Source organism: Sorangium sp. So ce1014 (genome assembly GCF_051521505.1).
GTDB lineage: Bacteria > Myxococcota_A > Polyangia > Polyangiales > Polyangiaceae > Sorangium.
Window position 1 is genome coordinate 3,251,800 of the sequence record NZ_CP150356.1, and the last position, 13,562, is coordinate 3,265,361.

The 13,562-nt window shown below is 72.8% G+C and carries 7 protein-coding genes and 1 tRNA gene; 2 read left to right on the forward strand and 6 right to left on the reverse strand.

All coding sequences use genetic code 11. From position 1 onward, the window contains the following. Positions 1 to 164: 164 nt before the first annotated feature. Together WME75_RS12530 and WME75_RS12535 are read right to left on the reverse strand one after the other, a co-directional pair. Complete coding sequence (locus WME75_RS12530) at positions 165 to 1,760, reverse strand: TROVE domain-containing protein (RefSeq protein ID WP_437490067.1); 1,596 nt, start codon at positions 1,758 to 1,760, stop codon at positions 165 to 167. Positions 1,761 to 1,893: 133 nt separating this feature from the next. Further along, positions 1,894 to 2,027: transfer RNA gene (locus WME75_RS12535), tRNA-Ser, on the reverse strand. 745 nt (positions 2,028 to 2,772) lie between these two features. Here WME75_RS12535 and WME75_RS12540 point away from each other — a divergent pair. Next, positions 2,773 to 3,852, forward strand: coding sequence for a hypothetical protein (locus WME75_RS12540; protein ID WP_437490068.1), 1,080 nt, complete (start codon positions 2,773 to 2,775; stop codon positions 3,850 to 3,852). Positions 3,853 to 4,052: 200 nt separating this feature from the next. On the opposite strand, the gene WME75_RS12545 is transcribed toward WME75_RS12540, so the two are convergent. Beyond that, the gene (locus WME75_RS12545; RefSeq protein WP_437490069.1) at positions 4,053 to 6,296 is read right to left on the reverse strand and encodes a type VI secretion system Vgr family protein; all 2,244 of its coding nucleotides are present in this window, start codon (positions 6,294 to 6,296) and stop codon (positions 4,053 to 4,055) included. A gap of 40 nt (positions 6,297 to 6,336) precedes the next feature. Further along, on the reverse strand, positions 6,337 to 7,122 hold the full coding sequence (locus WME75_RS12550; RefSeq protein ID WP_437490070.1) for a hypothetical protein: 786 nt from the start codon (positions 7,120 to 7,122) through the stop codon (positions 6,337 to 6,339). 415 nt (positions 7,123 to 7,537) lie between these two features. Between WME75_RS12550 and WME75_RS12555 the strand changes: the two genes are divergently transcribed. Next, on the forward strand, positions 7,538 to 8,281 hold the full coding sequence (locus WME75_RS12555) for a hypothetical protein (protein WP_437490071.1): 744 nt from the start codon (positions 7,538 to 7,540) through the stop codon (positions 8,279 to 8,281). A 111-nt stretch (positions 8,282 to 8,392) separates the two neighbouring features. Here WME75_RS12555 and WME75_RS12560 read toward each other — a convergent pair whose 3' ends face one another. Then, entirely contained in the window at positions 8,393 to 10,489 is a 2,097-nt protein-coding gene (locus WME75_RS12560; protein WP_437490072.1) for a S9 family peptidase, read from the reverse strand. A gap of 69 nt (positions 10,490 to 10,558) precedes the next feature. Further along, positions 10,559 to 13,546, reverse strand: coding sequence for a hypothetical protein (locus tag WME75_RS12565; protein WP_437490073.1), 2,988 nt, complete (start codon positions 13,544 to 13,546; stop codon positions 10,559 to 10,561). Between the last annotated feature and the right edge of the window lie 16 nt (positions 13,547 to 13,562).

Consider the following 13,562-nt stretch of genomic DNA (forward strand, 5'->3'; position numbering starts at 1 on the left):
CGCGGGGGCGCAGGCCCACGGCCCCCGTGCCGAGGGGAGGCGAGCCCGTGGGGCCAGCCGAGGATCAGGGTCGCCGCGGGCCACGCCGCGGCGGCACTGTCACCGAGCCGCTCGCGTCCGTCAATGCGGCGGCCGGAGACCCGGCAGGGTCCCGGCGCGCGCCGCTACGCCTGCGCCATCGCCGCGGCGAAGCGCAGGAGCCCCTCGCCCCAGCCGCCGAGGATGTACGTGCGATCGTAGAACTCGGGCACGAGGGTGTCCTTGTATCCGGCGACCTGCACAAGGAACACGCGCACGTCGCGGTGCACGCGCGCGCGGTACGTCGCGACGAGCTTGGCCACGTCGATGTACTGCTTGTTCCAGGCGAAGTCCGCGTAGTCCTTCGGTCGCGTACCGTAGAGGCCGCCGTGGCCGGCCTGCATGTCGCTCAGCACGAACACCGCGTCCCAGCGCTGCTGCTCGCGGATCGCGCGATCCCAGAACAGCCACACGCCGTTCTCGGTCGCCGTGCCGATCGTGCGGGCGATCTGCTCGGCGCGGTCGAGCTGCGAGAACACGCTCTCCTTCCTGCGCACGGCGAAGCTCTCCAGCCGGTCGCCGAACACGCCGAGGTGCCCGTCGTCGGCGCGCATCCCGGCCACGACGCCCGTGAGGTTCGCGATCGTGGAGATCCGCATCGTGCCGAGGCTGCTCGTGGTCGTGCCCTGCGCCGAGCCGCTGTTGTCAGAGAGCACCATCACCCGCCCGGGGAAGAACGGCACCTGGCCGAGGGAGCGGTGCAGGCACTGCTCCACCGCGTCCAGCACGGCGCCCGGCGCGCAGGCCTTCACCGCCTGATAGGCGCTGTAGTACCGGAAGGGCAGCTGCTTGCCCTCGGCGGCCGTCGCGACGAGCTTCGGCAGGAACACGTCGGCCGGCACGCCCGCCTCGATGAGGTTGCGCAGGTTGCGCAGCAGGGCCATGTGGCCCATGGCCGGCAGCGCCTTGCGCCACGCGCACCGGTTCGAGCCGCGGGCCGAGACGATCGCCTCCCAGGTGCGGCCTGTCGCGCGGAGCGTGCCCTTCGCGAGGCGGTCGACGCTCGGGCTCTTCGGGTGCACGAGGTTCACGACGTCCACGGTCTTGCTCCCCTTGCCCTCGAGGCGGTACTTCGCGAGGGCGTGATCGTCGAAGCGCTGCAGCGCGTCGCGCAGCGCGCGCTTCAGCGCGTTCGGCACCGGCTTGCCGAACCGGTAGAGCTGGTACGCGAGGGCGACCGCCGGCTCGTCCGCGCGCTTCAGGATGCGCGGCGCGAACCGGCGCACGAGGCCGGTTCCGCGCACCGAGGCGGTGTTCGCCGCGCGCACCAGGATGACCTGGGGCGTCGTGCGCAGGTGCTCCTCCTCGCGCAGCCGCGCCGCCTCGGCGAGCGTCGCCTCCGGATCGGCCGCGAGCGCCTCGTCGATGGCCCGCTCGATCAGCGCCGCCGGCGAGAGCGCGCGCCACTCGGCCGGATCCACGGCGCCGAGCGTCTCGCGCAGGCGCCTCACGTCCGCGTCGGAGAGCCGGGCGCGGTCTTCCGCCTTCTTCCTGGTCTTCGCCGGGCGCGGGTCCGCCGGCTCGCGGTGGTAGTACATGGGCTCGCCGAAGAAGCACGACGCGGCCGCGAGGCGGAGGCGCTTCAGCGGATCGGCGATGTCGTAGGAGCGCCCGCCCATCCAGTTCAGGTGCGAGGCGCCGTCGCGCTGAGCCTTGCGCTTGAGATGCTGAAAGAAAGCCATGAGGACACCTCCTTCCTCGACGCACGCGCGGCGAGGGGTCGAGAGATCGGGCGCAGCGCGGAGAATGGTGGTCACGGGGTGGGTCGTGGTTGAACGAAGGAACCGTGACGCTCACTGCCGCGCTGCGCCCTTGTGCCAGAGACGGGACTCGAACCCGCGACCTCGTCCTTAGGAGGGAAGTAACCCCGGTTCTCACTACCGGCGCTCATCGCGCCGGAGAACACCGTCCGGAGTTGTTTGCGCGCTCTACCGCTGAGCTACTCTGGCGTGGACGCTGGGGGGTCTTGCAGGGACGATGCCAGGCGGCCTCGGGCGGGGTTTTCCGCGGGGAGCCGTGGGGGACGAGCGCGGGAGGCGGGGGCGGTCTATCCTGGAGGATAAATTTGTAGATGGGGAGATAGATGGGTGAGCTCACCGCGACGGGCGCGGGGGCGAACTGGCGGCCGGCGGAGCTCCCGCCGCCGGCCGGCGGCGTGCGGTGGGGCCTTCGGCTTGGGCGTACGGAGGGCGGATGGCCGGGGGCGGGTCGGCGCGGCGCCGGCCGGATGGGTCGCAGGGGGCCGTGAGGTCGCGACCGTGGCGGGCGCTCGTGACGAGCGAGCGCGGAGGTCGCGACCGGGCGCGCCGCATCTTTTCGACGGAACGGAGAGGTCGCGACCGATGGCTCAGCATAATTTTGAAGGAACTGCGAGGTCGTGACCTACCGCACGGCATGATTTCGACGGAACGGAGAGGTCGCGACCTATCGCACGGCATGATTTCGACGGCGCGGAGAGGTCGCGACCCATCGGAGGGCATGATTTCGACGGCGCGGAGAGGTCGCGACGTGGGCGGGGGCTATGAGACGAGGGGGCGGCCAGGGTCGCGACCTCCCCAGGGGCTGCGGAGCGAGGGGGAGTATCGCGTGTCGTGATCGAGGTTGCGGTGCGCGCCGGCCAGCGTTCGTGCGGGCTGTCGCTTCGTGTACAGTTCGCGCAACGCGCCCGAGCGCGCCGTCGATCTCCAGGACAGGATGAGCACAGCGACCGTCGAGTTTGCCGGCATCGAACTCCTGAGCCCGTGCCCCCACTGCAGCGCGCCGATGGCGGTCAACACGCTGACCGACCGGTGCCGCTGCTCGAGCTGCCTCATGGAGTCGGCGCTGCCGCCGCCGGTCTGGGACGAGGCGCTGCGCGGCGTCGAGAAGGACGTTGTGCAGTTCGGGAACGGGTACCTGCGGCACGGGCCGGAGTGGGGCGAGGGGGGGCCGCCGCCGGGGCCGCACGTCGAGTGGCAGCGGGGCCACGACGCGCCGCCGTGCCCGCGATGCCAGCGGCCGATGCGCCTGGCGCCGCAGGGGGGCTGCGTGTGCGCCGCGTGCGGCGCGGGGCGCGCGATCCTGCCGAAGCCGCCGTGGTTGCCGCCGGATAGCCCGGTGCTCGGGTTCGTGAGCGACGAACCGGCCGTGGCCGAGGAGCGGCCGCGCGAGCCCGTGCACGTCTCCTGCACGCAGTGCGGCGGGCCGCTCGTGGCGGATGGGTCGAGCCGGATAGTGCCGTGCGGCTACTGCTTGGCGCGGGTGGCGCTGCCGGACGCGGTCTGGGCTGCGCTGCACCCGCCGCGCGTCAAGAGGCGGTGGTGGCTCGTCGTGCACGTGATGGACGACCCGCGGCGGGCGCGGGCCAGCACTGACAGGTTCATTGAGCCCGCGGTAGCGGTCGGCTGCATCTCGGGGCTCATCGGCATAACACTCCTCGCGCTCGGCTTCGTGAGATTCCGCAACTTCACAGCCGCAGCGGCCTGCGTCATCATTCCAGCTGCGCTCACTCTCATCTTCTGGCTCCGTGGGCACTGGCGCTACTCGCGCATTTGCCGCCCTGAACACGAGGTCGTCGGTCGCCTCCGTGCACCTTGGAACAAGGGCTACCGCGCCGACGTGCTGGTGACACCACCGCACCAGCCGGCCGCCGTGCTCGGACGCACCGTTCTCAAGCACATCACCAACACGCGATTCATCGAGCTCGGCGACGACGGCGGAAAGGTCCGCGCATGGGCGGTGCCGGGGAGGCCAGATCTGGTCCACGTCGAGGCGAAGCCCACTGCGTTGGAATGATTCTCTCGTTCGGGCAGTAGTTGACCTTGCCGCGCCTGCTGGAGCATGGCGCTAGTCCTGGACTCAGACTTGCTACGTGCCACTGCATCGCCGCTGAGGTGCGTCGTTTCGTCGCGCGAAGCGCCTCGGAGTCATGTCGTTGCAGATAGGGGGCTTCACTCTGCGATCAGGAAGGCGGCATCATGCGCAGGAAGGCGGCTTCATGCGATCGAGAAGATACCAGCGATCGTTGACACGATGCCGTTCTTGGCGATCTTGGTCCCGACGTCCTTCAGGTTGATAGCGTTGTTCTGGAGCTTGAAACCGGCGAAGTCGATCTTCAATCCGGTGATGTCAAACTTTGCCTCCCCGGCGTTGACGCTCGTGCCGAAGGCCTTGAACTCGTGGTACACGCTCTTTGTGTCCGACGTGAGGAATGCCGCTTTGTGCGCGGTGGTGTCCTTGTGCGCCGCGGCCAGCGTCTCCCAGACGCCTTTGACCTCCTTGTGGCTCCCCGCGTTGGTGACCTTGAACTCCGGCGCGTCGATCACGAAGCTCGGCGCCTCGATGTAGGCCTTCTCGCTGAGCTTCCACTTGAGCCCCTTCGTCTCCCAGTCGAGCGCGCCGACCCTCCACTGGACCTTCCCGCCCTCGAGCTCCTGCGTCCCGAACTTGTCCTTGTGCAGCCCCTCGACGGTCGTCTCGAGGCGCTTGAAGTCCTCGTCCACGGCGCCGGCCTTCGTGTGCTTCTTGCCCGCCATCTCGGTGTCCTGGCTGGCGTAGCGCTCGACCACGGCCTCGGCGGTCGTCTCCTGCTTGCCGCCGATGGTCGTCGTCAACGAGGTGTCGTAGTCCTCCTCGACCGCGCCCTCGACGTGGTCTTGGCGCTTGCCCGCGACGTGGATCTTCTGGTCGCCGCCCACGTCCACGCCCTGGTTCGCGCCGACCGTGACGACGTTGTCGCGGTGGGCGTGGAGCTCGAGCAGCTCCTCGCCCTTCTTGTCCTCCATCATGATCTGGTTGAAGCCCTCGCCGCCGGGCGACGTCTTGCTCTTCCAGATCGAGCGCGTCTTCTCCGCCGGCAGCTTGAGCGGCGAGACGCTCCACGCGTTGTGCAGGCGGCCGACGACGACGGGCTCGTCGGGGTCGCCGTCGAGGTAGGCGATGATGACCTCCTCGTTCACGCGCGGCAGCATCACCATGCCGTAGTCGAGCCCCGCCCAGCCCTGCGAGACGCGGACGAAGCGGGTCGGGTTGCCCTCGTGCAGGTCGCGGCGATCCCACCGGAACTCGACCTTGACGCGGCCGTGCTCGTCGACGTCGATCTCGTCCACGCCAGCCTTGTTGCCGACCACGAAGGCCGTCTGCGTGCCGAAGATGCGCGGCTTGGGCCGGCGCGCAGGACGCCATGGATCGCCCGCAGGCACGCAGACGAGGACGTGCCGCCGCACCGGGTGCCCGTCAGCCCCCTCCGTCACCGTGCAGCGCGATCGGATCACGAGCAGCTGGCCGTTCACGTCGGCGCGCGGGTGCTCCTCGACCGTGAAGCGGCCGCCGGCGCCGAGCGCGAAGCTCGTGTGGCACTCGAAGACCCGCCGCTCCGACCGGGCCTCTTCCAGGTACCGCTTCGCCAGCGCCTCGCCGTGCTTCTCGGAGGCGGCGGTGAACCTGTTCGTCGTGAACTCGTACCGCTCGAGCGTCGCCTCGCGGACGAAGGCCCTCTGCGAGGTCTCGGCCCGCTGATCGAGGACGTACTCCGGCTTCTTGAAGTCGTAATCCCGCACCGTGACCATCGACGTCTCGATCGACGAGGTGATCGCGATGAACGAGACCGTCGGCGCCGCCGCGCTCATCCCGGCGCCCGCCGGCGGCACGAACGGCACCCGCGGCGCGCCGTCGTCGGTGAAGGCCGTGTCCTCGGCGAGCACCCAGTCGCTGCTCCCGGACCCGTGATCGAAGTACGAGATGAGGCCCTCGTCCGCGAGGGCGCGGAACATGAAATCGAAGTCGGTCTCCCCGTACTGGACGCGGTACTCGCGCGCCGGCCGATCCGGCGAGGCGATGAGCGAGCTCGGCGCCGGGATCCGGCCGCCGTACGCCGACGCCACGACCTCGCAGACGTCGTCCGCCGTGAGGTTCTGGATGATGCGGTGATCCGCGGCCCGGGTGCTGAGCCACAGGGGAGGCACGACCGCGAGCTCGTAGCGCGACACGCCGGTGGGCTCCGCCGAGAGCTGCCGCACCCGCCGCACGATGCCGTGGACCTTCTTGAGAAAGGGCTCGCCGTCGAGCTCGACGACGATCTCCTCGCCCACCACGCTGGAGAGATCGACCTCCGGATCGGTGGTCACCACGTCGAGCGTCAGCTCGAAGAGCTCGTTGAGCGCGTCCCTGTAGTCGAGCTGGTGGACCTCGAAACCGGTGACTCCGGAGGTGGGGAACGTCAGGCGCACGTCGATGGCCATGGTCGGGTCTCCTCGGGGGTTGCGCCGCCGGGCGCAGCGCTCATCTCGGCTCGTTCGGGCCCTTCCCGGCGGGAGAAGAGCGGGCGCTTTGCTGCAAGTAAAGCTCCTGCCAGCGCTGATGCTCCGCCGGGTCGCGCGCCAGGCGCTCGCGCCAGAAGCCGTCCACCGCGCGGCGCGCCTCGGGGTCCCTGAGCCCGTACTGCGCGAAGAGGGCCTCCGCGCCGGCGGGAGCGGCGGCGAGGTCGGCGCAGAGGGACGCGTACTGCTCCAGGGAGAGCGCCGGGGCCGGCGGGGCGCCCGGAGGCGCGGCGGGCGCGGCGCGAGCGCCGGACGAGAACGGCAAAGCCGCCTCCGCGGGCGCTCCGGACGTCGGCTGCGTTCCGGTCAAGCTGGTGAAGCCGCGCATGCCTCTGGGCACCTCGGCCATCGCTGCGCCGAGCTGCGCGGGCTGCGGTGGCGCAGGGAGGCCGAACGGCAGCACGGGCGCGGTGGAGGCGGCGTCGGAGGTGGGCTGCGTGCCACGAAGATCGGTGAACTTCCGCATGCCCGGCGGGACCAGCGACGCCGGGTCGGCCGGCGCCGCGCGAAGGAAGCTCGGCACCGCCGGCGCACGACGCGGGGCAGGGTCGCCGGTCGGTCGCGGCGCGGGGGGCTCACCCGGCGCGGGGGGCGCAGAGGCTTCGGGCAGAGAGGCCTCCGCGCGAGCCGCGCCGGGCTTCGCCGCGCGCGCGTGCGCCGCCGCCTCGGGGGGCAGCGCGCGCGACCGGGGGCGAGATGCGTTGGGCGACGGGATCATCAGCAGGCTCTTGAGTTGTTTCGTGATCATCGCTGTCGTCTGTCCCGCCGCCGCTCCGCCGCGCTCCAGGCCGGCTGCGTCCATGGCTGTCCACGACAGGTATCATGATGCTCGTGTTTCGACGCAAGAACGCACAGCACCGGGCGGGCGCCACGCCGCGCGCTCGCCGCTGCGCGCTCGCCGCTGCGCTTCGCCGCGAAGACGCACGGAACCGGCACGGCGCCCGGTCGCCCTCCCCGGGAACGTGCAGCGCCGGCGCCGCGCGGGGTTCCGCTCATGCTGGATGCCCTCGACAGCGTGGGTTGCCCACCGGCGCTCGCCCGCATGCGTGTCTCGACCCGACCGGCTTCTGTCTCGTCGCGGCCCACGAAATTCTCCCGCCGCTCGCGCGCCTCGGGTAGAGAGCTCTGGCTGGGTCCGCCCGTTCCGCGGTGGAGCTGCCCCCATGTCCGACGCCACCATCTACCAGCGCGACATCCAGCCCTATGGCCGCCTCACCGCGTCCCAGATCCGGCGGCTCGTCCTGCCGATCGATGCGGGCTTCCAGCAGGCCTTGCGCGCCATCGCGGCGCGGCTCGAGGCCGCGACGGAGGCCTTGCACACGGCGAGGCTGACGGCGATCGCGGCCGCGGTGACGGCCTCCGCGCCCGGCACCGCGACGAGAGGCCAGGTCGATCCGGTCGCGATGGGCCGCGACCTGCTGCGCCGCCTCGTCGCGCAGGCCGCGTCCCGGCCGGGCGGGGTCGCGCTGGCCCGCGACATCCTTCAGGGCGAGACCCTCGCGACGGTGCTCCGCCGCCGCCCCGCGAAGCTCGCGGCGGCGATGGCGCACGCGGTCGAGGTGCTCGAGCAGCGCAAGCGTCAGCTGCCAGAGCACGAGACGTGGACGGCTGAGCTGAAGCGCTCCCGGGATGCCCTCGAGCCGCTCGTCCGGAGCGTGCGCAAGACCCGGCTCGCCCGCCGCACGATGACCCCCGAGGTGAAGGCCGCGCGCGCCGAGTGGCTCACCATCTATGGCGCCGCGAAGCTCCTCGTCGAGTGCGTGCTCCGGCTCCACGACAAGGTGTCTTTGATGCCGCAGATCTTCGACGACCTCGCCGACGACGCGCCCCGCGTCACCGGCGAGCCGGAAAGCCCTGCGCAGGATCCGGCCCCCAGCGCCGCAGGAGCGCTCCCCTCCGGAGCCTGACCGCCTCCGACACGCATCCTCGCAGGCCTCGACTCGGTAGGTCCGAGGCGAGCGCGCTCCTCGCGCGGCGCGGCGCGGCGCCGGGAGGGCCGATGTCCGAGGGAGACGCGCCTACCGCCCGCCGAGGTGCGTCCGGAAGAACCGCACGAGGTGGCCGTACTGGAGCACCTGGTTGTCCCGCTTCTGCGCCCCGTGCCCCTCGTCGGCGAACAGGATGAGCTCGGACGGGATCTTCTTCGCCTCCAGCGCCCGCTGGATCTGCACCGACTCGCCAGCCGGCACGCGCGGATCCGTCACCCCCTGCACGATCAGCAGAGGCGCCTTCACCCGATCGAGGTACGTGATCGGCGAGAGCTTGATCAGCGCCTCCCGGTCCCTGTCGGGATCACCGTACTCCGAGATCCGGAGGATGCGCCGGTAAGGCGCCGTGTTCTGGAGGAACGTCACCAGGTCGCTCATGCCGACGACGGCCGCGCCCGCGTCGTAGGCGCCGGCGAACATCGTCATGCCGAGCAGCGCGGAATAGCCGCCGTAGCTGCCGCCGAAGATGCCGACCTTCGGCGGCCGGCCCTCGTGGCCGAAGCTCGCCCTGACGAACTTCGCCGCGTCCTCGATGTCCGTGATGATGTCGAGCCGCTTGGCGCCGTCATCGGCGTGCAGCCACGTCTTGCCGTAACCGTCGCTCCCCCGGACGTTCGGCTCGACGAACACGAACCCCGCGTCCACGAAGATCTGCGCGCGCGCGCTGAACCCCGCCCTGATCTGGCTCTCCGGGCCGCCATGGAAATGGACGATCACCGGACACGGCCGCTCGCACCGGGCAGGGCGCCGCACGAACATCGGGATCTGCGTCCCGTCGCGCGCCGGATAGGACTCCAGCGTGGCCGCGGCGAACGCGTCCGGCGCGATCTCGGGCATGCTCGGGGTGTGCCACTGCGTCAGCTTGCCAGTCGTCCAGTCGAGGACATAGCTCGCCGCCGGCGCCCTCGAGGTCTCCAGGAGCAGCGTCGTGAACCGGCCATTCGGCGTGGTCGCGACCGGCACCACATGATCCGCGGCAGGGAGCGCGGGGAGCTTGACCTCGCGGTGCGACCTCGCGTCGAGCGCGCGGAGCCGCGTGTGGCCCCGCTCATTCACCGTGTAGAGGATCCTCTTCCGCGCCCGGTCGATGGAGAAGGCGCTGACGTCGAACGGGAGCTCCGGCGAGAGCGGCGTGAGCTTGCCCGCCTTCCAGCTGTAGAGCCGGCGGTACTCCCCGAGGCGCGGCGTGAGCACGAGGACCTCGCCGGGCGCCGCTCCGTACATGGCCCTGTAGTCCTCGCGCTCGCCCTGCCCGAAGAGGGGAGTCAGCGCTCCGGCCGCCGGATCGGCCTTCGCGGCGCCCTGCGCGCCGGGCGCCCACTCGTAGAACTCGCTCATGTTGGAGCCGACGTCCCTCGCGAGCAGCAGGCGGCCGCCGGCCGCGGCGTCCACGGCGCGCCAGATGCCCTCGCGATCGAACACGAGCTCGCGCTGCTTCGACGCGATGTCGTATCGGTAGATGGCATACGCGTCCTTCTTGACGTCGTTGGCCCGGTAATAGACGTGCCGCCCGTCGTCGGAGACGAACTGCAGCTGCGTCTGCACGCCGGGCTTGTGCTGGATGGCGAGGAGCGGGCCTCCCTTGACGTCCTGCAAGTAGAGCCCGGGGTTCTCCTCGCCCTTGCGATCGCGCGAGAGGACGAGGTGCGCGCCGCCGGGCGTGACGTCCTGCACCAGCGTCGGATCCTCGCCGCCCGTCAGCTGCAGCGGGAAACGCTGTGGCCCGTCGAGCCGGAAGACCTGCCTCGTCCCCGTGATCGTCCAGGTGAAGTAGAGCGCCTTGCCATCCGGCCCGAGGACGCCGCCAGAAGGAGCGCGCACGTCGAGCAGCAGCTGGATCCGGCGCGACACGTCGTCCGGGAGCGGCGGCGGCGCGTAACGTGCCAGGATTTCAGGAGAAACGCTCGCCGCGCCGTGGCCCTCGTACCCGGGCCGCTCCGGCGCGGGCGCAGGCCGCGGCGCCCCGGCGGAGACCGACGGCACAGGCGGCGCGGGCGCGACGGGCCGAGGCGCGGCCGGCGCAGGCGCCGACGAGGCGGGCGCGCACGCGGCGGAGAGGGCGAGGAGGCCGAGAAAGGAGAACCGCGCGCCGTCGTGGCGCCAGCGTCGCGTCGAGGGGGACGACATGTCGGACATTTCGCCGGAGCGGCCGCGCGCCGGCAAGGTCAAAGGCCGCGGCGGCGACCGGGAGCTGGCTCAGTCGGGCTCGCCCGGGAGCCTGAGGCGGCCGAGGGCCGCTTCCGCCGCCGCGAGCTGCGCCGCGAGCTTCCGCAGCAGCTCGGCCTCCTCGCCCTGGAGCGAGATGTTCGGGACGAGCGCGTTCAGGGCGCGGCGGTTGTACGCGAGCCCGAGCGGCGAGCCCTTCTCCAGGTTCATCGCCATCGACTCGGCCAGCAACGAGAGCGCCTCGCGGTGCAGCCCCTTCGCCGAGAGCACCTCGGCCAGCGCGGCCGTCGAGCGGGCCAGGCCGATGAGATCGCCGAGCGCCTCCTCTGCCTCGATCGCGGCGGTGAGGCGCTGCGTCGCGCGATCGAGGCGGCCCTTGCGGAGCTCCAGCCGGCCGATCGTCTCCCACACCCGGGCGAGCTCCCGGCCATCCCCGAGCTGCTTGTAGGTGCGCTCCGCGGCGAGCGCGTGGTCGAGCCCCATCGACAGGGCGTCGGACTCGCGCCCGGGCCGGGGAGGGACGTGGAGCGGGATCCGCGCGAAGAGGTGGTCCGTCTCGGCCAGCTCGACGCGCGCCACCGGATCGACCCGGGCCCGCTCCTCGAAGACGCGGCGCGACTCGGTGAGGAGGTGCGCCGCCCGGACGGGATCGCCCATGCGCACGTAGACCGCCGCCTGATCGTTGAGCAGCCGGGCCGAGCCGAGCGCGTCCCCGGCGTCGAGCAGCTGGCGGCTCGCGGTCGTGAGCTCCTCCAGCGCGCGCTCCAGCGAGGCCATGTCGCCGACGTCGTAACAGACGCTCGCGATGAGCGCGGCGACCTCGGCGTGCAGCTCCGGCGGGTCGCCCTGCGCGAGCAGCGCCCGCGCGACGTCGAGCACCTCGAGCGCGCCCGCGAGCGTGAAGTCCGGGTCCGGGCCGGCCGCCTGCCATTGCACCCGGGCGATGCCCGCGAGCGCGCCGACGCGGAGCCGCCGGCGCGCGGGGGTCGCCGGCATGCCGTCGAGCAGCGCGAGCGCCTTCTGGCCGTAGCTCAGCGCCTGGGCATACGCGCCCATGGCGGCTGCCTCCGCCGCGGCCCCGCGGTAGCGCCGCGCCGCGTCCTCGAGGTCGCCGGCCTCGGTGAGGTGGGCTGCGGCGCGCGCGTCGTGGGGCCGGCGTCCGGCGCCGTGCACCGGCGCGCCCGCGGCGCTCGCCGCCTCGGCGCGGTCGGGCTCCGGCGGGGCCGGGTGCACGGACACGCCGAGCGGCGCGGCGGCGCGCAGGGATTCGGCCGCGGCGCGCGCGGGGTCGACGCGCGCGCCGGCCGCGGCGTCGGGCGCCGCAGGCCACGGGAAGGACGAGCGGGAGCCGCCGGGGGGCGGTCGCTCGGACAGGGAGGCGGGGACGCGCAGCGAGGCGCCACGGACCGAGAGGACCGGCTCGTCCGCCTGGCCGACTGCGCCGCCGGGCGCGAGATCGCGGGGCATCCGCACCGGCCCCGGGATGGGCGCGTCCAGCGAGTCGGGCGGGGCGTCGAAACGGACGGACTCGGGCGGCTCGGAGAGGCGGCGGCTCTCCGGGCTGCGAGGAAACAGCTCGGCGTAGGGCCACGGCGGGTTGCCCGGCCCGGCGGGCGCGATCGGCGTGGACCTCTCCTGACCGACGCGCGGGTACGCGCGGCGCGCGCTGTTCATGTGCGCGCCGCCGGCATGGGCGGCGGCAGGCGGCGGCCTGAGCGTCTCCGCCGCCCGCGGTACCCCGCCGCGCGCTCCCAGCGATCCGGCGTCGGCGCCCTTCTCCCGCTCGTCGGCGGCCGCCGCGCCGCTGCTCTCGACAACTTGCACGGCGGCGGCGGTGGGCGCGCCCGGCGATGCGGCCGCCGGCGGGGGCATCGTGCCGCTCGTGCGCGGCGTCGCGATGGCGGGCATCGACGGTGGCGCGGTCGAGCGCGACGTCGTCGCCCCGGGCCTCGCCCGCGCGGCCGTTTCGTCGCCGCGCGGCGCGCCCGGGCCCGCTGCGCCGGCGAGGTGCCGCTCGACGGCCGCGGTCGCGGCGACGACGTTCTGGGTCGGCGGCGCTGCGGCGTGCGCCGGCGCCGCGGCAGCGCTCTTCTGGGGGTCGGGCGCGACGGCGCCCGCCGCCGCGCGCGGATCGTACGCCGCCGGAGCGCCCGGCGCGATCGGCTCCTCGCTGAGGAGGGTCGCGAGCCGCCGGTGCCACAGCCGCGCGAGCGACGGGAGGATCGACCCGCGGAGCGCCTCGACGATCGTCTGCGGCAGATGGAAGCGCCCCTCACCGCGGTCCTCGAGTGGAACGCCCGCGTCCGCGGCGCGCTGCAGCGCCTCGAGCACGTCGATCGCATCGACGCGGAGGAGCGCCGCGACGAGCTCGCTCTCGAACCCCGAGCCGACGATCGCGCCGGCCCGGAGCACCCGGAGCACCTCGCCGGGCAGCTCGCGCAGCGTGATCTGCGGCGGCGGCGGGGGCGCGGTCACGCTCGTCAGCGTGGTGGTGGCGTCGGGCGGCCGGAGGATCGCGTCGGCGCCGAAGCCGGCGCGCACGGCGTTGAGCAGCTCACCGGCGGGGCCGGCGGGCGCCTGCAGGCGGAAGGACAGGACGAGCGCGACCCGGAGCGCGTCGGGGCGCGAGACGACCCGCCGCAGCACGTCGAGCGTGGCGTGGTCGGCGAGCTCCACGGCGTCGAAGACGATGGCCCACCTGCGATCGGTGTGCTGCGCGAGGCGGTTGGCGCTCTCGATGAGCTCGACGTCCACCCTCCGCTCGTGCACATCGCCGAGGAGACGGCGCCGCAGCCCCGAGACGACGCGGCTCCGCGCCTGATCGAGCAGCGGCGGCGCCCCGCCGACGAGCCGCTCGACCTGGGTCCGCACCTCGTGCAGCGGCCCCAGCGTCACCTCCGGCACATCGCAGCGCACGCGCAGGACGCGCAGCCCGAGCTGGGACGGAGGCTCCCCGGGGACGATGTCGAGCAAGGCCGTGTGCTGGCCCTCAGAAACACGCTGCCAAAGCTGTTCCACGGTCCGCTCCTTCCGT

Coding starts and splice junctions, on each gene's coding strand:
- WME75_RS12530 (WP_437490067.1), bottom strand. CDS start 1,760: ATGGCTTTCTTTCAGCATCTCAAGCGCAAGGCTCAGCGCGACGGCGCC.
- WME75_RS12540 (WP_437490068.1), top strand. CDS start 2,773: ATGAGCACAGCGACCGTCGAGTTTGCCGGCATCGAACTCCTGAGCCCG.
- WME75_RS12545 (WP_437490069.1), bottom strand. CDS start 6,296: ATGGCCATCGACGTGCGCCTGACGTTCCCCACCTCCGGAGTCACCGGT.
- WME75_RS12550 (WP_437490070.1), bottom strand. CDS start 7,122: ATGATCACGAAACAACTCAAGAGCCTGCTGATGATCCCGTCGCCCAAC.
- WME75_RS12555 (WP_437490071.1), top strand. CDS start 7,538: ATGTCCGACGCCACCATCTACCAGCGCGACATCCAGCCCTATGGCCGC.
- WME75_RS12560 (WP_437490072.1), bottom strand. CDS start 10,489: ATGTCGTCCCCCTCGACGCGACGCTGGCGCCACGACGGCGCGCGGTTC.